Below are 21,199 nucleotides of genomic sequence, written 5' to 3'. Positions count from 1 at the left end.
ACTCACCCGGCTCACTGGTAGTGGACGAAACGCCGGCTGAGCCGGAACTGGAGGGCCGTGACCGCCATGATCAGCACGAACAGCAGCACGCCCACCGCGGACGCCTCCCCGAAGCGCAGCTGCTCGAACGCCGTCTCGTAGATGACCATCACGACCGTGCGGGTGGAGTCACCGGGACCGCCGTTGGTGAGGACGTAGGGCTGTTCGAAGACTTGGAGGGCGTTGATGATGCCGACCACCGAGGCGACCAGCAGCGTCGGCGACAGCAGCGGCAGGGTGACGGTCAGGTGCTTGCGCAGGCCCGTCGCTCCGTCAAGGGAGGCGGCCTCGTGGATCTCCTTCGGGATGTTGTTCAGCCCGCCGACGAACAGCAGGAACGAGAAGCCGAACTGCTGCCACACATAGACCAGGACCACCGTCGCCATGGCGGCGTTCTCCGACGTCAGCCACGGCACCGGCGCGATCCCGACGAAGCCGAGCAGCCAGTTGATCACCCCGAAGTCCTGGTTGAACAGGTACTTCATCACCACCGAGATCGACGCGGCGGACAGCACCAGCGGGAAGAAGAACGCCGAGCGGAACACCGAGCGCAGCCACCCGGGCATCCGCCCGTTCAGCGTCAGGGCGAGGGCCAGCGCGACGAACAGCTGCAACGCCACGGCGAACACCATGAACACCAGCGTGTTGCGGAAGGACACCAGCACGGTCTCGTCGCCGAACACCTCGCCGTAGTTGGAGAGCCCGGCGTAGGAGGGCGAGTCGATGACGTTCCAGTGGAACAGGCTGAGGATCACCGAGCCGGCGATGGGGACGATCGTGAAGACGACGATGCCCACGATCGTCGGCGCCAGGAACAGCGTGGCCAGCAGGCGGGTGCCGCGGTCACGGGCCGAGGGGCCCTTCGGCGCCGGGGCGGCCGGGGCCGGGGGGCGCTCGGCCCGCGCGGGCGGTATCCGGGTGTTCGTCATACGTCACGCTCCATGGCCTTCTCCAGGTCGCCCTGCATCCGGCGCAGCGCGGGACGCACCGAGCGCGAGGAGGCCAGGGCCGTGCCGGTGTGCTTCAGCAGGACCTGCTCCACCTCGGCGACCTGCGGCGGCGCCGGGATCGGTCCGGTGTCGGGGAACCGGTCGAGGGTGTCGTAGAAGACCGGCCAGTGCGCCGGGCCGGTCTTCGCGTAGCGGTCCGCGGTGAGCAGGGACCGGCGGGCCGGGGTCGTCTGGTTCGTGGCGAACAGCCGCTCCAGGGTGTCCTTGCGGGCCGCGTACTTGATGAACTCCCACGCCTCGTCCTGCATCTTCGAGGTGCGCAGCAGCGCGTATCCCGCCGCCCCGTACTGCATGCGCTGGGTGCGCCAGCGCGGGAAGTACTGCACGTCGAACCCGTCCCGCTCCATCCCGGCCAGGTGCAGACCGCCCGCCCAGAAGCCGCCCGCCGGGGTGACGCCGACCCGGCCGGTGGAGAACACGCCGATGAGGTTCTGGCCGTTGCCGCCCTCGGGCCGGGTGCACAGGCCGTCCTGGATGAGGGAGGCGAGGTAGTCGTAGACCTCCTCCACCCGGTCGTGCGAGGCCTGCGGCGTCGTCCAGCGGAAGCCCCCGCCGCGGCCCTCGCGCTGCGCGGCCGGGTAGAAGCCGTTCCACAGCCAGTCGCCGCCGGGCGCCTTGGACTCGGCGAGCAGGTTGGTGTCGTTCGCGAACAGCCACGGGACCACGCCGCCCCACAGCCGGTTGGTCCAGAAATACGGCGTGAAGCGGGAGCCGCCCGACCTCTTCATGTCCCGCAGCAGCGCCGTGAAGTCGTCCCGGGTCCAGTCGGACGGCGGGAACGGTGCTCCGGCCCGGCGCAGCACCTGGCGGTTGAAGTACATGTCGGCCGCGTTGAACTCGACCGGCAGCTGGTGGAGGCTGCCCTCGTACATCATCGACTCGACCAGCGAGGGATGGACGTCGGCGAAGTACTCCTTCAGCTCGGCCGCGTCCCGCTTGACCCACTTGTCCAGGGCCACCCCGAGGCGCTGCGCGAAGAGCTGCACGCCCTCGGTGGCGACGTAGACGAGGTCGGGGGCGGTGCCCGCGGCGACCTGGGTGAGGATCTTCGCGAAGAAGTCCGACCAGTCGACGGCCTGGACCGCGTTGATCCGCAGCTTGATGTCGGGGTGCAGCTCGGCGAAGCCCTCGCTGAGCGTGCGGATGGCCTCCGGCCCGTAGGCGGGGCCCAGCGTGGCGACGACGAGGGAGCCGTCGTCCCGGCCGGGGATGTCGGCTCCGGTGAGCCGGTCCCAGCTCGCGGCGGTGCCGGCCAGGGCGGCGGCCCCCGCGCCATAGGCGCCGTACCGCAGCAGCGCTCGGCGGGTGAGGTGCGAGTCGGTCATCGTATGCGGGGCCTAACTCGTGTTAGCCGTGGGTTGATGCCCCAGATGATGTGAGGGCGGAACGGGCCTGTCAAGGCGTGCGACCGCTTGACCTTTAACGAGTTAGGTCCGAAAGTCCTGATCCCATGAACCACCGTTTCCGACGAGAGGAACGAGGTGTGTGATGGGCGGGATCACCAGGAGGACGCTGTTCGCCGGGTCGGCCGTGGGCGCGGCGGGCGCTCTGCTGCCGGCAGCGGGCCCGGCCGCGGCCGGGCCCGGGAGGACGGCCCGGGCGAGCTACCGGGCCGGGTACCACTTCACCGTCCCCGAGCAGTGGAAGAACGACCCGCAGAGGCCGGTCTGGATCGACGGCAGCTATCACTACTACTACCTTCACAACGCCGACTACCTGGCCGGTGAGATCGGCACCGCCTGGCGTCTGGCCACCAGCACCGACCTGGTCTCCTTCACGGACCGGGGGATCGCCGTGCCCAAGGACACCACGCCCAACGGCGACGTCTGGTCGGGTTCGGCGGTGGTCGACACGCACGGCACGGCGGGCTTCGGGGCGGGGGCGGTCGTCGTCCTGGCCACGATGTCACCGCACGACGGCCCGGCCGACCAGGCGCAGTACCTGTACTACTCCACCGACGCCGGCCGCACCTTCACCCCGCACGGCACCGGCCCGGTGCTGCCCAACCCCGGCGTGCGCGACTTCCGCGACCCGAAGGTGATCCGCGACGAGGAACGCGACCGGTGGGTGATGACCCTCGCCGAGAACGACAAGGTGGGCTTCTACCACTCCGCCGACCTCAAGTCCTGGACGTACGTCAGCGGGTTCGTCAAGGGCGGCATCGGGGTGCTGGAGTGCCCCGACCTGTTCCGGATCCGGGCCGGGGACGGCACGCTGAAGTGGGTGCTCGGGGTGAGCGCCAACGGCAAGGGCGCCGGGCTGCCCAACACGTACGCGTACTGGACGGGCTCCTTCGACGGCAGCGCCTTCACCGCCGAGGCCTCCGAGCCGCAGTGGCTCGATCACGGCTGGGACTGGTACGGCGCCGTCACCTTCGACAAGCGCGGCACCGACGGCACCCCCGACGAGGGCACCCGGTACGCCATCGGCTGGCTGAACAACTGGGACTACGCCCACATCACGCCCACGATCGACAGTGACGGCTTCAACGGCACCGACTCGATCGTCCGCGAGATCACGCTGGAGCGCGCGGGCGACGGCACGTACTTCCTGGCCTCCCGGCCGGTCGCCGCGCTCGACCGCTACGTCTCCCGCACGGTGCGGCTCGGCGACCTGGAGGTCCAGGGCAGCCGCGTCCTCGACTACCGGGGCACCGCGTACGAGCTGACCTGCGAGATCACCTGGGACCAGCTCACGGGCGCGGGGGTCCAGCTGCGGCGCTCCCCGGACGGCGTCCGGCACATCGACGCCGGAGTCCACCGGGACTACGCCTACCTCAACCGCCGCCCCACCGTGTCCCCCGACATGACGGGCAGATGGCAGGAGAGCCGCAGCCCCTTCGACCCGGCCCGGCGCGGGGCGCGGTTGCGCATCCTGGTCGACCACACCTCCGTGGAGATGTTCGTGGACGACGGCCGGTACGTGCACTCCTCGGCGGCCTTTCCGTATCTGGTCGACACGGGGCTCGCGCTGTTCACGGTGGAGGGGAAGGCGGTGTTCCGGAACACCGTGATCCGCGAGTTCAGGGTGTAGGGCGCGCCTTACCGCTCGGCCATGTCCCGGCCTCCTCGAAACCGCGGTCCCGGACGACGGGCAGGGAACCCTCCACCGTGTCGATCCAGTCGTCGATCGCCTCGGGGGAGGTGCGCACGGCGTCGATCAGCTCCTCGACGAGCCGCAGTGTGGCCTCGCCGAGGTTCGCCCTGAGCTGGTCGAGGGTCACCTCCTGGTAGGTCATGCCCAGTTGCCACCAGAACCGCATGAGGTAGCGGCACTCCTGCTGGTCGCGGTCGTCGGCGAGCCGGTCGTGGATCACCCGGCGGACGTACCCGCGCTGCTCCTCGTCGCGAAAGCCCGCCGGCAGGTCCGTCAAGGTCATGGGGCCTGACGCTACCGACGGCGGTCCGCCCGCCTCGACCGGTTTTCCGGCAGCCCCGACCGGCTCGTCACGGCATGGTCGCCCTCGGCGGAGATCACTGTCACGATCTTCGGGAAGGCAGGACCACGCCCACGACCAGCGGAGCGCTCATGACGACGGACAGCAGGACGACGGACGAGGCGGCGCGGAAGGCCGGGGTGGAGGTGAAGCCGGTCGCCGGGTACATCGGGGCCGAGATCAGCGGGGTCGATCTGGCGGCCGGTCTCGACGACGCCGTGGTCGCCGCGATCAGGGCGGCGGTGCTGCGGTGGAAGGTGGTGTTCTTCCGTGGGCAGCGGCTGGACCACGCCGCGCACGTGGCGTTCGCGCGCCGGTTCGGCGAAACCGTGGTGCTGCCCCGGCGGGGCAAGGCCTCGCCCCCGGACTTCCCCGAGATCGAGACGACCGCCGACCGGCTGGAGCTGGGCGGACGGTTCGGGATGGAGCACGACGAGTGGCTGCGGCGCCGCCGCCACACGCTGCTGCGCGGCTGGCACTGCGACCACGGCGCCCGCGTCGACCCGCCCGCCGCGACGATCCTGCGCGCCGAGACCGTACCGCCCTATGGCGGCGACACCACCTGGTCCAACCTGGCGGCGGCGTACGCCGGACTCTCCGCGCCGCTGCGGCAGTTCGTCGACGGGCTGCGGGCCGAGCACCGGCTCGGCGTCGGCTACCAGCCGCGGCCCGGCGACGACGCGTACGTCCGGCACCTGCTGGACCGCCAGGTCGCCACGCTGCACCCGCTGGTGCGCGTCCACCCGGAGTCGGGCGAGCGGATCCTCTACGTCAACGGCTACTACGTCGAGCAGATCGCCGGCCTCTCCCGGCCCGAGAGCGGCGCGATCCTGGAGATGCTGCTGGAGCAGGCGGTCCGGCCCGAGTACACGGTCCGGTTCCGCTGGGAGCCCGGCAGCGTGGCGTTCTGGGACAACCGCGCCACCATGCACCTGGCCCCCGGCGACACCGCCCACCTCGACCATCCCCGGATCATGCACCGCGTGATGCTCGCCGGAGACGTGCCCGTGGGGGTGGACGGCACGGCATCGCAGCCGGTCACGGGGACCGAGCCGGGCCGCTGGTGACCCGGCACCCAGGCCCTAGAGGCCCGGCTGCCAGCCGAGGGCCGGGCCCAGTTTCGTCGCCATGTCGGTGAGGATCTGTACGTAGTCCTCGTGCTCGAAGGTGAAAGGCAGTGCGAACGCCACCTCCTCCACCTCCCGGAACGCGGCGTGCGCGTGCAGCCGTTCGGCGATCTCCGCCGAGGTGCCCACCAGGTCCGGCGCGAACAGCAGCCGCGCCGGGCCCTGTGGCGTGGCCGTGCGGGGAGTGCGCCGCGCGGCGTACTCCTCGTACCGGGCACGCTGCCCGGGCGAGGCCGAGTCCGTGGGGATGACGACCAGGCCCTGCGAGACCCGGGCGGCCTCGCCGTCGGGGTGGGCGGCGCGGAAGGCGCGGATCTGGGCGAGCTGGATCTCCGCGAAGTCGTAGGGGCCGTCGGGCTCTTCGGCCTTGACGACACTGCTGGTGAGCAGGTTCATGCCGTGCTCGCCGGCCCATCGGGCCGAGCGCAGGCTGCCGCCGCCGTACCACAGGCGGCTCCCCAGGCCGGGGGAGTGCGGCTGCACCCGGTCCGAGAAGACCTCGAAGCCCTCAGCCCCGCTGAAGTCCGTCACCGGCTCGCCCCGCACGGCGTCGAGCAGCCGCTCCACGCGCCCGTAGCCGAAGTCCTCGGCGTCGGCCGTGTCCGGGTAGAGCGCGTCCTTGACCTGGTCGAAGTGCAGGGGCGGTCCGACGCTCACGCCCGGGTTGAGCCGCCCGCCCGACAGCAGGTCGACAGTGGCCAGGTCCTCGGCCAGCCGCAGCGGGTTCTCCCAGCCGAGCGGGGTGACCGCCGTGCCCAGCTCGATGCGGCGGGTGCGCTGGGACGCCGCCGACAGGACGGCGACCGGGGAGGAGATGCCGTACTGAAGATGCCGGTGACGCACCCAAGCACTGTCGAAACCGAGCCGCTCGCCCAGCTCGATGATCTCCAGCGTGGACTCGTGGCCCCGGCGCGGGTCCGCCGCGTCGAACAGCCCGATCGTCAGGAAGCCCAGCTTGCGCAGCGGTCGTGGGGTCGGCGGCACGAGCCCTCCATCATTGAACCTTCAATGGCCTACGGTGGTCTCAACCCGGCGGTGGCCCGTGCTGTTCCCGTTCCGCCCGGTCAGCGCAGCGGGATCGTCACCTCGTCCTCGACCGGCGGGGCGACTTCCTGGGCGCGGTTGCCGGTGGCCGCGTAGCAGCGCAGCCGGACCGACTCCGGGGAGACGTCCAAGCGCAGGAAGCACTTGAAGAACGGCGGGCTGTACGTCGCCGAGCCCGGCGAGAACAGCGACGTGTAGATCTTCCGCACGGGCAGCCGGAACCGCTTCGCCTTGTCCGGGCGGCGGCCGGTGCCGAGCAGCCCGGCGACCAGGCGGACGCGCCGGGTGACGCGGGTCGAGGCGCCCGGGGCACGTGTGGGCTTGATGCCGAGACGCTCGGCGATCACGGCCGTCGCCTCGGCCTCGGTGAGCGTGAAGAAGCGGCGCATCCGCAGCCGGCGGCCGTAGAGCCGGCTGTAGAAGGCCAGGGAGTCGCCCCGCAGCGGGTAGCAGCGGAAGTCCTGCTCGGTGACCCCGGCGACGTTGACGCGGGGGATCGTGTGGGTTGCGTGCATGAACGCGCCGCCCCCGCCCGCGACGACGTACTGGAGCGTGCGGCCGTCGTCCAGCCGGACCGGGTAGCGCTGGTAGTTGTGGATGTCGCCGCCGATCGCCGCCACATAGTGGTGGTCCGGGTCGCGGACGACGGCGTCGACGGTCCCGCCCCCTTCGATGGCGCACGGCTCGCACCGGCCGTCCACGTACAGCGGCGAGCCGGTCACCAGGATCTTCGGGCGGGGGCCCCGGGAGACCTCGCGCAGCCAGGCGCCCTGCTCGGCGTCGAGGGTGCCGAGCAGGCCCGTGTCGATGCCGATGATCCGCACCGGGCCGGCGTCGATCGCCCAGTACGGGCCCGGCTGGACGGCCTGCTGGGCGGCGGCGGAGCGCTGCTCGCGTGCCTCGTCGAGGCGCCGGCCGTCGTCCGGGTCCGGCCGGTGCCACAGCAGTGACCGCAGCCAGGCCCGGGTGAGAGGTCGAGGGCGGGGGCCGGGCGGCAGGGGCGGGGCGTCGCCGCAGAAGACGCGCATGAAGCCGCCGAGGTCCTCGTACCAGTCGTGGTTGCCGGGTATCGCGTAGATCGGCGCCTGGTAGTCCCGGTAGGGGCGGAAGAACTTGATGTCGTAGTCGTCCGCGCTGCCCACCGGGTAGATCACGTCACTGGCCAGTACGGCGAAGCGGGTGTCCTGACCGGTGTTCAGAAGGCCCGGCACGACGGCGTACTGGGGGTCGTCGCCCTCGCCGGTGTCGCCGATGACCAGGAACGAGAACCGGTCCGGGTCGTCGCGCCGGATCACCCTGTCGGCCGGTGCTCCGCAGGCCGCCCGCTGCGCCACCCACCGGCTGCGCGTCCCGCCGGTCGGGTCCCCGAACCAGGAGGCGAGTACGCCGTTGCGGGCGACCCACAGCATCCTGGGGTTCAGCCAGGAGATCTTCTCGGTCTTCGGCGGCATCAACCGCTGGTACGCGCCTCGTTCGGTGGTGCCCCAGCCGGCGCCTTCGGCGGTATCGCGTGAGGAGTCAGACACCGGTGCACCGTAACAATCGGTTCATGACCCGCCCGCAGGCGGGCTGTTCACCGCTCGCGCGCGGATGAGACCGCCGTACGCCACGAAGGGCGCTTCCCGCCGGGGGAGTTGAGGGCCGGGGAGTCCGGCCGGGGTGCGGAGGAGCGCTCGCCCAGCACCAGCAGCGGATCGAACATCACCACGACCCCGGCCAGCAGCAGGAAGACGACCGGCCCCAGCAGCATCGGCAGCAGCAGGGACATGGGCGAGTCGCCCTCCCAGGTCCCGCCGGTCATGTCGTGCACATGGACGCTGACGGCGGCCATGCCCGTGTAGTGCATCCCGGACACCGCGACGCCCATCACCAGGCTCGCCCCGAGACTCGTCAGGAAGCCGCGGATGGTGACGGCCGACCACAGCGCCGCTGTCGCGGCGCCGATGGCGATCAGCACGGACAGCGCGACACCGGCCGGGTCGTAGCCGACCTCGCCGTTCAGCCGCATCGCCGCCATGCCGAGGTAGTGCATGCCCGCCACGCCCAGGCCGGTGACCGCGCCCGCCACCGCCAGCGTGACGCCGCCCGTGCCGCGCAGGCCGACGATGAACACGCCGGCACCCACCACGGCGACGGCCACGACGAGACTGAGCACCGTCGTGGCCGCGTCGTAGCGGATCCGGGTCTCCTCCACGTGGAAGCCGATCATGGCGATGAAGTGCATCGTCCAGATGCCGCATCCGATGGAGGCGGCGCCTAACGCCAGCCAGCCCGCCCTGAAGGAACGCGCGTCGAGCAGCGCGCGCACGATGCACCGCAGCCCGAGCGCCCCTCCCAGACAGGCCATCAGATAGGCCGCCACCGGGGTCACCGCACCGTAGCGGAACCCGTCGACCGTGCCGTCCATGAGCCAACTCCCCCCGAGTCATGGCTGGTTTCCAGCAAGGTCTACGCGCAGGGATCGTGGGATAGCAAGCCCTTACCGCCGGTAGGCCGGCAACTCCTCTTCAGCAGATCCCGATTGGGGTCAGAATGTGCGCTTCAGCAGGTCGAGCAGCGCAGACCAGTGCCGCTCGTCGCCCTCCCGGTGGTACGAGGCGGTGTCGGCCTGGGTGAAACCGTGGGACGCGCCCGTGTACACCTCGCACCGGTGGCGCACGCCCGCCGCGGTGAGGGCCTCCTCCAGGCGCTCGATCTGCTCCTCCGGCAGCGAGGGGTCCTGGTCGGCGTGGCCGAAGTACAGCTCGGCGGTGACCTTGCCGGCCACCAGGTGGGGACTGTCCGGGGTGTCCGTGGCCAGCCGTCCGCCGTGGAAGCCGGCCGCGGCCGCGACCCGCTCCGGGTAGGTGCCGGCGGTGAGCAGCGAGAGCCGGGCGCCCATGCAGTAGCCGGTCAGCGCGACCGGCCCGTCGGCCACCGCCGGGGAACCGGCCAGCCAGCTCAGGTACGCACCGGCGTCCCGCATCGCCAGGTCGGGCGTCAGGGCCTGCATGACCGGCATGATGCGCTCGAAGATCTCCGGCCGTGCTCCCGGGTCGATGAACTCGGGCAGGTCGAACAGCGGGGCGCGGCCGTGCCGGTAGAACACGTTCGGCACCAGCACGGTGTAGCCCTCGGCGGCCAGCCGGTCCGCCATGGACCGCAGCTGCGGGCGCAGACCGAAGGCGTCCATGAAGACCAGGACCGCCGGGTGGGCGGCCCCGTCGGCGGGGTGGACCAGATACGCGTCCGCGGTGCCGTCCCCGGTGGGGATGTCGACAGCGGTTCCCTGTACGGCGGTCATGGCTGGGCTGCCTCTCTGCGGGGGTGGGGAACAGGAACCCGTCCGCGTGACCGGGCGGATCACGGGCATCGTGACACGCCCGTTCCCGGGGCATTCCGCCCGCCCCCGGCACGTGGTTGGACCGTGAACGGCCCTTGGTTCGCGTTTTACTCGAACCGAGTGGGGTCTCCCGCTTACTCGAACCGAGTGGGGTCTCCCGCGCCGTACCGCACGATCTCGGCCTCCCCGCCGGAGAAGTCGATGACCGTCGTCGGCTCGGTCCCGCAGTCACCGGAGTCGACCACCCCGTCCAGCACGTGGTCGAGCAGGTCCTTGATCTCCCAGCCCTGCGTCATCGGCTCCTCCTCGCCGGGCAGCAGCAGCGTGCTGGACAACAGCGGCTCACCGAGCTCGGCGAGCAGGGCCTGGGTGACGACGTGGTCGGGGATGCGCACACCGACCGTCTTCTTCTTGGGGTGCTGCAGCATGCGCGGCACCTCCTTCGTCGCGGGCAGGATGAACGTGTAGCTGCCGGGCGTCGACGCCTTGATCGCGCGGAACACGTCGTTGTCGATCCGCACGAACTGACCGAGCTGGGCGAAGTCCTGGCACACCAGGGTGAAGTGGTGCCGGTCGTCCAGCTTGCGGATCGTGCGGATCCGGTCGATGCCGTCACGGCTGCCGAGACGGCAGCCCAGTGCGTAACAGGAGTCCGTGGGGTAGGCGACCAGAGCGTCGGCGCGGATGCTGTCGGCGATCTGGCCGATGGTGCGGGCCTGGGGGTTGTCGGGGTGCACGTCGTAGTACTTCGCCATCCGCCGAGCTTATGCCGCCGGTACGGGCCGGCGGCGCAGGAGGGGGCCGGGCCCGGGGACGCGGGCCCCCGCCGTCCGGCGTCCGGGCCGGGAGAAGAGCCCTGCGGACGTGAGGTAACGTCCCCGACCGGTGTGCCGGAAGCGGCGCCAGGAGCGAGGGGAAGGCCCAGGTGGCTGGCCGAGAGGACGGGAACCGGCAGCAGGAGACGCAGGCCGGCACGGGCCCGGCGTGGGCGGCGGAACTGCTGGAGCATCTGCGCCCGGCCGGACGGGATGTCCGCAGAGTCGTCGCCTGGCTCTCCGGCACCCTGGGCGCGACCGTCGCCCTGCAGGACGCCGCCGGGAACCTCGTCGCCGGAGACCGGCTCCCCCTGGACGAGGATCTGGTCGCGGACATCACCACCGGCCGGATCGCCTCCGCTGCCTGGGAGAGCCGTGAGCGCCACCTGCGGCTGGTCAGGGTGGAGCACCCGTCCCACGCGTGTGTGCTCGCCGTCTCCCGGCAGTCCCCCTTCGACCGGCCGGCCTCCGACATCGTCACGCACACCGCCCAGGTGATCGAACTGCTCCTGACGGTGAGCGAATCGAACGCGGCCGGGCACCGGCTGCGCCGGGCCACCGCCGACCTGCGCCTGGCGATCCTGCAACTGCTCATGGTCGAGGACACCATCGCCGCCCGCCGCGTCGCCGCGGGACTCTGGCCCGGGCTGCTGGACGCCGAGACGGCGAGCGTGTACGTCGTCGAGACGGACCCCGCCGTGCGCGACCGCATCGCCGAGGAGTGCCTCGACAGCACCCGGGAGGACGCCCTGGTCGTACGCTGCCCGGCCATGGACGGGCACGTGATCGTCGTCGGTCCGCGGGAGGCCACGGGCGAAGCCCTGCGGTCGCTGGTCCGGCGGCACCCCGGCCTCTTCCTCGGCGGCAGTGTCCGGCAGAGCCTCGCCCGGACCGCCACCGCCTACGGGCAGGCCGTCAGCGCCCTCGCCGTCGCCCACTTCCGGTCCGACAAGACGGCCGTCTACGCCGAGCGCACCCATCCCGAACGCCTCATGGACCCGGTGGCGCTGCGCGGCTGGACGTCCCGGGTGCTGCGCCCGCTGGACACCCTCCCGCACCACACCCGCGCCGAACTCCTCGCCACCAGCCGGCTCGGCCTGGAGTTCACCGCCGTCAACGCCGCCAAGGTCCTCGGCGTCAGCCGCAACACCGTCCGGGCCCGCATGGAACGCGTCGAGAACCTGCTCGGCACCGACTTCGCCGACCTCACCGTCCGGGCGGTCGTCCACCTGGCGCTCAACACCCAGATCGGCCTGCCCGACGCCCCGCGCGCCGACGGCACCGAAGACCCCGGGCTGCGGCTCGCCGACCTGCTGTCCGGTCCCGCCGTACGCACCTGGGCGCAGGACCTGCTGGGCCGGCTGGACGCCGACACCAGGAACCCGCGCCGGACACTGCGCACCTGGATCGCCACCGGCGGCAACGCCGAGCGGGCCGCGCAGGCCCTGGGCGTGCACGCCCAGACCGTGCGCGAACACGTCCGCAGCGCCGAACCCGTCCTGGAACGCCAGCTCCTGGCCGGGGGCACCGACCTGTACGAGGTGGTGCTGGCCCACCTGGCCGTGGGTGACCTCGAACTGCCGGATTTCCGGCGCCCCGCGTGAGCAGGTTCTCCGCCGGGACAACCGGTTGGCCAGGTCCGGACGGGACGAAACCGGGCCATCCGGACTCAGCTGTGCACGGGTGAGCCCCGCTGAGCGTGCAGCGGGCACCGACACGGTTCACAAGCCCTCGGACATGGACGTAAGTTCAACTCACCCGCGGGGGCACGACCGGAACGGGGGACCGGTCGCGCTCCCGCGCGCTGCACTGCGCGGCGGCGTCCGCAGCCGGCGTCAGCCCCGCAGCCGCACCGGGATCTCCTGCCAGCCGAACGCGATGAACGACGGCACCTGCCGCAGCCCCTCGTCGCCTTCGGCCAGGCGCAGGCCGGGGAACCGCTCGAACAGCGCCGGCAGCGCGGTCAGGGCCTCCAGCCGGGCCAGCGGCGCCCCGATGCAGCGGTGCACGCCGATCCCGAACGCCAGGTGGTCGTCGGCGCCGCGCGCGGCGTCGAACCGGTCGGCGTCCGGCCCGTAGCGCTCGGGATCGAGCCCCGCGGCGGCGTACGTCGTGATGATGGCGTCGCCGGCCGGGATCGTCACCCCTCCGGCGACGAGGTCGGTGACGGCGAACCGCAGCGGCAGCGACGCGATCGACGGGTGCGCGCGCAGCGTCTCGTCGACGACCGCGTCCCAGCCGATCTCCCCGGCCCGCACGGCCGCCAGCTGCCCCGGACTGCGGAGCAGGGCGACCACCGCGTTGCCTATCAGGTTCACCGTGGTCTCGAAACCGGCGCCGATCACCAGCAGGAGCGTGTAGAGCAGCTCCTCCTCGCTCAGCCGGTCACCGTCCTCGTCCCGGACCCGGATCAGCTCCGTCGTCATGTCGTCCCCGGGATGGGCGGCCCGGTGCGCGATCAGCGCGGGCAGCACCGTCCCGATCTGCCGCTGCACGGACGCCGCGTACTCCGGGCTCGGGTCGGAGGTGTCCATGAGGGCCGCGATGAGCCGGCCGGTGTCCTCCCACAACTCCTCCGGCACGCCCATCAGTTCACAGATCATCCGCATCGGCAGCGGATGAGCGAGCCCCGCCTTGACGTCGACGACCTCACCGTCGGCCGCCTCCAGCGCGGCCAGCAGCTCCGCCGTGATCGCCTCCACCCGGGGCCGCATCGCCTCGGTGCGCCGGTGCGTGAAGCTGGGCGCGACCAGCTTGCGGAGCCGGGTGTGGTCCGGGCCGTACGCGGAGAGCATGTTGACCACGCCGACCCAGCCCAGGATCCAGCCCCAGGACGGGTGTTCGCCGATCTCGGGCCAGAGCCGCCAGTGCAGCCGCGGGTCCTTGCTGACCCGCGGGTCGAGGATGAGCTCCTTCAGCGTGTCGTACCGCGTCGGCGCCCAGGCGGGGATGCCGCCGGGCAGCTCCACGGGTACGACCGGGCCGAGAGCGCGCAGCCGGGCGCTCTCGGCGGCGATGTCGGTGCCTAACGGGTCCAGAGCGATGCGGTCGGTCACGGTCGTCCTCCAGGCTGGTCGGGGGAGCGGGGGCTGAAACGGACGGGCAGCGCCGTCAGCGAGCGGTGGAACGGCCCGGGCCGCCACGTCAGGCGCTCGCGGGGCAGCACGGGTTCGAGGCCGGGCAGCCACTGGGTGAGCCGTTCTATCGCCTCGGTGGCGATGAGCAGGGTGTGCTGCTTGACCGGGCAGGCGTGCGGGCCCGCCGACCAGGACAGGTGCGAGGCGTCGGACCGGTGCGGCAGCGCCCCGCGCTCCCGCTCGGCCGCCTCGGCGAGCGCCCCGTAGGAGATCACCACCGGTACCGCGGCCCTGATCCACGCACCGTGGAAGGAGACGGCCGTACGGGCGTAGTGGATGCCGTAGTTCGCGAGCGGCGTCTCATGGTGCAGGACCTCCAGCACCGCGTCCGTCACCGGGCGGGCGCCGCTGGTCAGCGTCGAGTAGTAGTCCGGGTTGCCGAGGATCCGGGACAGCGCGTTGGACACCAGGTTGGCCGTGGGCTCGTGCCCGGCGCCGAGGGTGAGGAACACCTGCCAGGTGACCTCCTCGGGGGTCAGGCCCGCCGGGTGGTCCAGCAGCCAGCTCGGCAGGTCGTCGCCGCGCCGCTCGGTCTTGGCGGCGATCAGCTCCAGCACGTACCCGCCGAACTCGGCCTCGCCCTGGGCCGCCTGGGCGCCGCCCTCGATCAGTTTGCCCAGCGCGGCGTTCAGCCGGTCGCTCGCGCTGTCCGGCAGCCCGAACAGGCTGTTGAACACCAGCGCCATCAGCGGCCGGGTGAACTCGCCCACCAGGTCGGCCTCGCCCCGCGGCCCGATCCGGCTCACCAGCAGGTGCACCGCCCGGTGCACCCGGGCCCGCAGATCGTGCGGCTCCACCAGGTCGAACGCGTCGATGAGCGAGGTGCGGTAGCGCAGGTGGGCGCCCCCGTCGGCGAACAGGGTGTTGGGCCGCCAGCGCATCATGCCCAGCACGGGCGAGTCGTCCGGGACGGTCGCCTCCCACGGCCGGGGATCGTGCGAGAACGTCTCCGTGTCGTGCAGCAGCTCCAGCGCCGCCCGCCGGCCGGTGACGACGTACGCCGGGACACCGGGCGCCAGTTCCGCCCAGCCGACCGGGCCGTGGGCGCGCAGGGCGGCGTAGTAGGGGTGGGGATCGCGGGCGAAGCCGTCCTCCCACAGGCGGACGGGCGCGGCAACGGAGAAGGCCTGCTCGGCGGGGGACGGGTGGGTCACCGTGACTCCGGGGGAGGGTTGTGGTCGATCAGGTGCTGCACCAGCGCGAGCAGGGCGTCGAGCGACGAGTCCGCCTCCCGCGCGTCGCAGGTCACCATCGGGGTCGTGGGCTCCAGGTCCAGGGCGGCGCGCAACTGCTCGGGCGTGTGGTGGCGGGGCGTGTCCGGGAAGGTGTTGAAGGCGACCGCGTACGGCAGTCCGGTCTCCTCCACCAGCCCCAGCACGTCGAACGAGGCGTCGATCCGGCGGGCGTCGACCAGTACGAGCGCGCCGAGCGCCCCGTAGGCGATGTCGTCCCACAAGGGCCGGAACCGCTCCTGGCCGGGCGTGCCGAACAGGTAGAGCACGACGCCGCCCGGCAGGCTGATCCGGCCGAAGTCGATGGCGACCGTGGTGGTCGACTTGTCGCGTACGCCGGAGAGATCGTCGACCTGCGCGGACGCCTCGGTGAGCTGTTCCTCCGTGTGCAGCGGGCGGATCTCGGAGACGGAGCGGATCAGGGTGGTCTTGCCCACCCCGAACGGCCCCGTGACCAGGATCTTCACCAAGTCCTGGGCGGTGTCGGGGAGATGGACGTCCGCATCGCCGGGGCGGGTGTCAACGGTGCTTGAGGTCGCGGAGGCCATCGGCCACTCTCTTCAGCAGGTCGGGGTCGAAGCGCCGGGCGGGCGGGATCGGCGCACGGGCCAGTACCAGGTCGCGGTCGAGGAGGTCGGCGGCCAGCACGAGCACCGCGGAGACGGGCAGCCGCAACAGTGCGGCGGCCTCCACGACCGTCAGCGACCCGTACTCCAGCTCCTCCAGCAGGGCCGCCTGTGCGGCGGGCAGTTCCGCGGGGGCCGGCTCACCGCTGCCGGTGAGGACGGACAGCCGCTCCAGGTGCGCACGGCTGGGCCGCGCCACCCCGCCGGTCGACAGGTACGCGGGAACCAGGGGACGGCCGCCTCGGCGGCCCGTCATGCCGGCGTGTCGCCGTCGGCACCTCGGGGCCCGGCGGCCATGGCCTTCTCGCCCAGCCGCGCCACCTGCGAGTGCACCCGGTGGGCGAGCAGGTCCAGCCGTACCTCGGGATCGCCGTACGCGGCGACGCAGGTGCCGTGGTCCGTCGGCACGATGAGCACATATCCGTGGTCCGACTCGATGACGACCTGCCGGATGTCGGCCCGGTCGGTGTCGGCGAACGCCGCCGCCGCGGTACGGCAGGCGCCCTGCACGGTGCTGGTGATCGCCGCGACCCGCTCGGCCGACGGCCGCGACAGCGCGTCGGTGTAGCCGGTGACGAGTCCGTCCCGGGTGAGCAGGACGGCGGCCACGACGTGCGGCACCTCCAGGACCGGTTCGAGCACCCATGCCGTGTCCCCCGCTTCGCGGCTGGTCATCGAGCCGTTCCCCCTTCGTCGTGGTTGCTGGCGGCGTCCTCGGACGCCGGGTCGGCCGTCGTCGCGGCCGGGGCACCCTCAGGTACGTCCGGGACGGCCGCGGTGTTCGACCCGGCAGCGCTCCGTGCTGCCGCGGTGCCCGACTGGAGGGCACCGAGGGCGGCGGCAGACTCCTCGGGGCGGCGGGGGCGGCGCTGGGGTACGCCGTCGGCCGCGTCGGGGCCGGCCGAGGCCGGGGCGCGGCCGCGGCGGCGCCGCTGGGGGAGGCCGCCGCTCTCCCGCGGGCCGTGGTGGCCGGGGGCCGGGGTTTCGGCGTCCTGCTCCGTGCCGTAGCCGTGGTCGTGGCCTGCGGCGGTGGGAAGCGGCTCGGGCGTGCGCGGGACGACGGCAGGGGCGGATCCGGCCTCGGGTTCGGGCGGTGGAGTGGCCGGGACGGCCCTCCGGGTCGAACGCGGGGCGCTGGCCGCCGGAGGCAGTTCCTCGGGGTCGATCCGCGTCAGCAGATGACGGTCGACCCGCAGCACCGCCCGGACTCCGCCGTACGGCGACGGGGAGGTCAGGTCCACGCTCAGATCGAACTGCCGGGTCAGCCGGCCGACGGCCGCCAGCCCCATGCGCGGCGGATCGCCGAGCTCGGTCAGCAGGATCGGGTCCGAACCGGCGACCATCCGCTGGGCCCGGGCGCGCTCGTCCTGCGTCATGCCGAGGCCGGCGTCGTCCACGGTGACGCAGACCCCGTGGTGGACCGCCTCCAGATTGACCACGACCTCCGTGTCGGGCGCGGAGTGCCGCAGCGCGTTGTCGAGGAGCTCGGCGACGATGATGGCGACCGGCTCGACGGCGTGGGACACCAGGGCCGTACCGGCCGCCAGGTGATTGCTGACCCGGACGCGCCGGTAGCCCGCGAGCCGGGCCTGACCGCCCGTCACCGCGTCGACGAGATGGGATTCCTCCCGGGCGAGCCCCACCCAGGCACCGCACACCACCGCGGCGATCTGGGCGCGCCGCAGCGACTGCTCGTTCTCGTGGTCCAGCTCGAACAGGGTCTGCGCCAGCTCCGGGTCGTCGTAGCGCTGCTGCAGTCCGCGCAGGGCGTCCTGCAACCGGTACAGCGCCGCCTGGATCTCCCGGGTGGCCCCGCGCATCCCGGCCTGTGCGGCCGCGTCGATCCGGGTGCGCTGCGCGGCCAGTTCGGCGTGCAGCCCCGTCAAGACCCGTTCCAGGGCGGCGCCCAGCGGTGAACCGGCCAGCTGCGGGTTCAGCGGGCCGGGCTCGGTGACGTGGGGATGTGCGGCCTGCCGGGCCGCGGCGGGCACCCGCCGCGCCGCCAGATGCTCGACCTCGGAAGTGAACGTCCGCGATGTCCCGTCGAGTTGAGCCCGCAGCGCAGCCGTCTTCGCGCGCTGCGCGGCCAGTTGCCGCCGTGAGCGCAGCAGCCCGCCGCCGAGGGCGAACGCGGACAGTGTGCCGAGGGCGAGGGCGCCGACAGCCAGGTCCGGTACTTCGATCATCGAGTCGATTCCAGGAGGGAGTCGGGCAGGGTCGGGTCCGAGGTGCTCTGGCGAGCCACCCGCAGCACAGTACACACCGTCATCGACCGGTCTCGCACGGTGTCACGCCACTTCGTTCCGAAAGTGACCGGCGTCTGTCGGCTTACGAGGTAAGGGTCTGAATTGCCGTACAGGAGTGGGGAGTTGGTGGTGCGTACGGGTTTGACCGGTCGGTGTGCTTGGCCGTGTCCCGGTGGTCACTCCAGGTGACAGGGCCGGGCTGTGTGTCCCACGTGAGGACGGGTACCCGTCCGGCGCCTGAAGAGGTCCGCTCCGCGACAAGGAGGCCCGGATGAGCAGCGAATCGGAAACCGGCGGTGTGACCGGTACGCAGGACAAGGACTACAACCTGATCTGGTATGTCGAGGCGTGCCTGAACAATGCTCTGCGCCTGGAGAGCTACATCCAGGACGCGGAACGCGCCAAGGACACCGAGGTCGCGGACCTGTTCCGCAAGGCCCAGGCGGACAGCCGCAAGGGCGCCGAACTGGGCAAGGGGCTGCTGCGCGCCCGCCTCGACGGAGGCTGAGGCTCACCGGCCCACGAAGGCCCGGGCCCCGCGGGGTGCGGGCCTTCCTCCGCGTCAGCGCCTCCGTGTCAGGGCCAGACCCCGGCAGAGCCCCCGGGTCAGAGCCGGAAGATCGCGCTGACCCGCTCGGTGAGTTCGTCCTCCGTCAGCGTGCCGTCCACCGTGACGGCGGGCAGCCCCAGACGCGCGGTCTCCTCGCGCAGCCGCTCGGTGAACAGGGCGTCCCGGACGGCGACGTCGTGCTCCGCCCGCCTCGGATCACCGGTCCGCTCGGTGAAACTCCCCTCGGCTGTGGCACGGCTCTTGAACGCGACCTGGCGGAATTCCGGCGTGGGAAGCAGCCAGACGGCGTGGCCGGGCCCGGTGAGCAGCGGCTGCACCAGGTGCGGCAGCAGGCGGAATCCCTCGACGACGACAGGCGTCTCCGTGGGCATCCGCGCGAGATCCTCGACGATCAGGCCGAAGGCCTCGCCCCGGAACCAGTGGAACGTCTCGAGCATGGTCCGGGGGGACCGGTCGACCCACCGCTGGTCCATGTCCATGGCCATGAACTCGTGCAGGAGCGGCGCCTCCGCGGCGGTGGTCCGGCGCGCGTGATCCGCCATCACGTCGTCGGTCGCGTAGAGACGCCAGCCGTGCCGGCCCGCGAGGCGGCGGGCGATGGTGGACTTGCCCGCGCCGCTCCCGCCCCCGATCCAGTAGACGTGCCGCACGCCTGTCCCTTTCCCGTGGCCCGGCCCGGTCGTCAGTGGCGGATGCCACGATGCCGGCAGCCCACCATGGCATCCCGGGCGAGAAGGAGTCGATCGCCCTCTGGCTGAGCACCGGCCCGCACACCGGCGAGGCCCCTGCGCCGTAACGGCCCGCCCGGTCAGCCGGCACGTGAGTGACCCCGCCCCGCCGGGTACCCGGCCCGTCCCGCCAGGACCGGCCGGGCGGCCGCTCACGGCACCGGCCCGGCCGGCCGCCGGTCACGAGCCGAAGGAGCCCACGCATATGACGGACGTATCCGGTACCGGCCCCGCTCCGGGCGACGACCGCAAGGTACTCACCAACCGCCAGGGCCATCCGGTCTACGACAACCAGAACCAGCGCACCGTAGGCGCCCGCGGCCCCGCCACGCTGGAGAACTACCAGCTCCTGGAGAAGATCAGCCACTTCGACCGGGAGCGCATCCCCGAACGTGTCGTGCACGCCCGCGGCGTCACCGCCTACGGTCACTTCGAGGCCTACGGCACCTGGGGTGACGAGCCGATCAGCCGCTACACCCGGGCCAGGCTCTTCCAGGAGCGCGGCAAGCGCACGGACGTCGCCGTCCGCTTCTCCACCGTCATCGGCGGCCGCGACTCCTCCGAGGCCGCCCGCGACCCGCGTGGTTTCGCCGTCAAGTTCTACACCGAGGACGGCAACTGGGATTTGGTCGGCAACAACCTGGGTGTCTTCTTCATCCGCGACGCCATCAAGTTCCCCGACGTCATCCACGCCCTCAAACCGGACCCGGTGACCTTCGAACAGCGGCCGGGCCGCATCTTCGACTTCATGTCGCAGACGCCCGAGGCGATGCACATGCTGGTCAACCTGTTCAGCCCGCGCGGCATCCCCGCCGACTACCGCCACATGCAGGGTTTCGGCGTCAACACCTACAAGTGGGTGAACCCCGACGGCGAGACCAAGCTCGTCAAGTACCACTGGATGCCCAAGCAGGGCGTGCGCAGCATGACCGAGGAGGACGCGGCCAACGTCCAGGCCGACACCCTCGGCCACGCCACCAAGGACCTGTACGAGGCCGTCGCCCACGGTGACCTGCCGGAGTGGGAGCTGCTCGTCCAGATGATGGACGACCACGACCACCCGGAGCTCGACTTCGACCCCCTGGACGACACCAAGACCTGGCCCGAGCAGGACTTCCCGCCGAAGCCGGTGGGCCGGATGGTGCTCGACCGGATGCCGCGGGACTTCTTCGCCGAGAACGAGCAGATCTCCTTCGGCACCGGCGTCCTCGTCGACGGCCTGGACTTCTCCGACGACAAGATGCTCATCGGCCGGACCTTTTCCTACAGCGACACCCAGCGCTACCGGGTCGGCGCGAACTACCTGCAGCTGCCCGTCAACCAGGCCAAGAACGCGGACGTGCGCACCAACCAGCGCGACGGCCAGATGACCTACCACGTGGACGGCGGGGGAGAGAACCCGCAGGTCAACTACGAGCCGTCCATCACCGGCGGCCTGCGCGAGGCCCGCTACCCGACCCACGACGAGCAGGGCCCGCAGATCACCGGCCGGCTCACCCGCAAGCGCATCCCCCGCACGAACGACTACCTCCAGGCCGGGCAGCGCTATCTGCTGCTGGAGGACTGGGAGCGCGACGACCTGGTGAAGAACTTCATCGGTCAACTGTCCCAGTGCGACCGGGCGATCCAGGAGCGCATGGTCTGGCACTTCCTGCTCGTGGAGAACGACCTCGGCCTGCGGGTCGGCGAAGGACTGGGCATCGGCCCGGAGGACGTGGCCGGCCTGGAGCCGCTGGCGAGCCAGGACCTCACGGACGAGGACCGCGAGCGCCTCGCCAGCCTCGGGAAGAACGAGCCGCGCGACGTGGAGGGCCTCACGATGACCCACTGCGTCCCCGACGAACGGCACGTCGTGACCCGCTGACG

Annotated in this window: 20 protein-coding genes; 5 read left to right on the top strand and 15 right to left on the bottom strand. The window is 72.0% G+C overall.

Features of this window, described 5'->3' with window-relative positions; translation table 11 throughout:
* Positions 1 to 11 precede the first annotated feature (11 nt).
* A complete protein-coding gene (locus HNR57_RS31340) occupies positions 12 to 968 on the bottom strand; it encodes a carbohydrate ABC transporter permease (RefSeq protein WP_184565319.1) in 957 nt (318 codons plus the stop codon).
* Positions 965 to 2,374: an extracellular solute-binding protein gene (locus HNR57_RS31335; protein ID WP_184565317.1), complete on the bottom strand. Its 1,410-nt coding sequence runs from the start codon at positions 2,372 to 2,374 to the stop codon at positions 965 to 967. Before HNR57_RS31335 ends, HNR57_RS31340 begins: the two co-directional genes overlap by 4 nt.
* A 163-nt stretch (positions 2,375 to 2,537) precedes the next feature.
* Between HNR57_RS31335 and HNR57_RS31330 the strand changes: the two genes are divergently transcribed.
* Complete coding sequence (locus HNR57_RS31330; RefSeq protein ID WP_184565315.1) at positions 2,538 to 4,082, top strand: glycoside hydrolase family 32 protein; 1,545 nt, start codon at positions 2,538 to 2,540, stop codon at positions 4,080 to 4,082.
* Here the strand turns inward: HNR57_RS31330 and HNR57_RS31325 are convergent.
* Positions 4,072 to 4,428, bottom strand: a complete 357-nt coding sequence (locus HNR57_RS31325) for a hypothetical protein (protein ID WP_184565313.1) — start codon at positions 4,426 to 4,428, stop codon at positions 4,072 to 4,074. The genes HNR57_RS31330 and HNR57_RS31325 overlap by 11 nt on opposite strands.
* Positions 4,429 to 4,577: 149 nt before the next feature.
* Between HNR57_RS31325 and HNR57_RS31320 the strand changes: the two genes are divergently transcribed.
* On the top strand, positions 4,578 to 5,552 hold the full coding sequence (locus HNR57_RS31320; protein ID WP_184565311.1) for a TauD/TfdA dioxygenase family protein: 975 nt from the start codon (positions 4,578 to 4,580) through the stop codon (positions 5,550 to 5,552).
* 15 nt (positions 5,553 to 5,567) lie between these two features.
* Here the strand turns inward: HNR57_RS31320 and HNR57_RS31315 are convergent, their stop codons facing one another.
* The 5 genes from HNR57_RS31315 to HNR57_RS31295 all read right to left on the bottom strand — a co-directional run bounded on the left by HNR57_RS31315 (position 5,568) and on the right by HNR57_RS31295 (position 10,733).
* Positions 5,568 to 6,596, bottom strand: a complete 1,029-nt coding sequence (locus tag HNR57_RS31315; RefSeq protein WP_184565309.1) for an LLM class flavin-dependent oxidoreductase — start codon at positions 6,594 to 6,596, stop codon at positions 5,568 to 5,570.
* Positions 6,597 to 6,676: 80 nt separating this feature from the next.
* Entirely contained in the window at positions 6,677 to 8,182 is a 1,506-nt protein-coding gene (locus HNR57_RS31310) for a metallophosphoesterase family protein (protein ID WP_184565307.1), read from the bottom strand.
* Positions 8,183 to 8,229: 47 nt separating this feature from the next.
* Positions 8,230 to 9,063, bottom strand: a complete 834-nt coding sequence (locus tag HNR57_RS31305; protein WP_184565305.1) for an MHYT domain-containing protein — start codon at positions 9,061 to 9,063, stop codon at positions 8,230 to 8,232.
* A gap of 120 nt (positions 9,064 to 9,183) precedes the next feature.
* On the bottom strand, positions 9,184 to 9,939 hold the full coding sequence (locus HNR57_RS31300; RefSeq protein WP_184565303.1) for a dienelactone hydrolase family protein: 756 nt from the start codon (positions 9,937 to 9,939) through the stop codon (positions 9,184 to 9,186).
* Between the two features lie 173 nt (positions 9,940 to 10,112).
* Complete coding sequence (locus HNR57_RS31295) at positions 10,113 to 10,733, bottom strand: L-threonylcarbamoyladenylate synthase (protein ID WP_184565301.1); 621 nt, start codon at positions 10,731 to 10,733, stop codon at positions 10,113 to 10,115.
* Positions 10,734 to 10,903: 170 nt separating this feature from the next.
* Between HNR57_RS31295 and HNR57_RS31290 the strand changes: the two genes are divergently transcribed.
* Positions 10,904 to 12,397, top strand: a complete 1,494-nt coding sequence (locus HNR57_RS31290; RefSeq protein WP_184565299.1) for a helix-turn-helix domain-containing protein — start codon at positions 10,904 to 10,906, stop codon at positions 12,395 to 12,397.
* 231 nt (positions 12,398 to 12,628) lie between these two features.
* Here HNR57_RS31290 and HNR57_RS31285 read toward each other — a convergent pair whose 3' ends face one another.
* Genes HNR57_RS31285 through HNR57_RS31260 form a run of 6 tightly spaced genes read right to left on the bottom strand, consistent with a single transcriptional unit; the run spans position 12,629 to position 17,974 of the window.
* On the bottom strand, positions 12,629 to 13,849 hold the full coding sequence (locus HNR57_RS31285) for a cytochrome P450 family protein (RefSeq protein WP_184565297.1): 1,221 nt from the start codon (positions 13,847 to 13,849) through the stop codon (positions 12,629 to 12,631).
* Positions 13,846 to 15,084, bottom strand: a complete 1,239-nt coding sequence (locus HNR57_RS31280) for a cytochrome P450 family protein (protein WP_184565295.1) — start codon at positions 15,082 to 15,084, stop codon at positions 13,846 to 13,848. The genes HNR57_RS31285 and HNR57_RS31280 overlap by 4 nt, the downstream gene beginning before the upstream one ends.
* The gene (locus HNR57_RS31275; RefSeq protein ID WP_184565293.1) at positions 15,081 to 15,710 is read right to left on the bottom strand and encodes a GTP-binding protein; all 630 of its coding nucleotides are present in this window, start codon (positions 15,708 to 15,710) and stop codon (positions 15,081 to 15,083) included. Before HNR57_RS31275 ends, HNR57_RS31280 begins: the two co-directional genes overlap by 4 nt.
* A complete protein-coding gene (locus HNR57_RS31270; protein ID WP_184565291.1) occupies positions 15,682 to 16,044 on the bottom strand; it encodes a DUF742 domain-containing protein in 363 nt (120 codons plus the stop codon). The genes HNR57_RS31275 and HNR57_RS31270 overlap by 29 nt, the downstream gene beginning before the upstream one ends.
* Positions 16,041 to 16,463, bottom strand: a complete 423-nt coding sequence (locus HNR57_RS31265) for a roadblock/LC7 domain-containing protein (RefSeq protein WP_184565289.1) — start codon at positions 16,461 to 16,463, stop codon at positions 16,041 to 16,043. Before HNR57_RS31265 ends, HNR57_RS31270 begins: the two co-directional genes overlap by 4 nt.
* A complete protein-coding gene (locus HNR57_RS31260) occupies positions 16,460 to 17,974 on the bottom strand; it encodes an ATP-binding protein (protein WP_184565287.1) in 1,515 nt (504 codons plus the stop codon). The genes HNR57_RS31265 and HNR57_RS31260 overlap by 4 nt, the downstream gene beginning before the upstream one ends.
* A 331-nt stretch (positions 17,975 to 18,305) precedes the next feature.
* Here HNR57_RS31260 and HNR57_RS31255 point away from each other — a divergent pair, with 331 nt between their 5' ends.
* On the top strand, positions 18,306 to 18,542 hold the full coding sequence (locus tag HNR57_RS31255) for a hypothetical protein (protein ID WP_184565285.1): 237 nt from the start codon (positions 18,306 to 18,308) through the stop codon (positions 18,540 to 18,542).
* 98 nt (positions 18,543 to 18,640) lie between these two features.
* Here HNR57_RS31255 and HNR57_RS31250 read toward each other — a convergent pair whose 3' ends face one another.
* Positions 18,641 to 19,255 carry a hypothetical protein gene (locus tag HNR57_RS31250; protein ID WP_313675265.1) on the bottom strand — a complete coding sequence of 205 codons (615 nt, stop codon included), beginning with the start codon at positions 19,253 to 19,255 and terminating at the stop codon, positions 18,641 to 18,643.
* Between the two features lie 283 nt (positions 19,256 to 19,538).
* Between HNR57_RS31250 and HNR57_RS31245 the strand changes: the two genes are divergently transcribed.
* On the top strand, positions 19,539 to 21,197 hold the full coding sequence (locus tag HNR57_RS31245; protein ID WP_184565283.1) for a catalase: 1,659 nt from the start codon (positions 19,539 to 19,541) through the stop codon (positions 21,195 to 21,197).
* The last annotated feature ends 2 nt before the right edge of the window (positions 21,198 to 21,199 follow it).

The organism is Streptomyces paradoxus (assembly GCF_014202475.1).
Classification (GTDB): Bacteria; Actinomycetota; Actinomycetes; order Streptomycetales; family Streptomycetaceae; genus Streptomyces; species Streptomyces paradoxus.
Note: the sequence above shows the minus strand (reverse complement) of the source record. Positions and strands in the feature narration are given on the sequence as shown.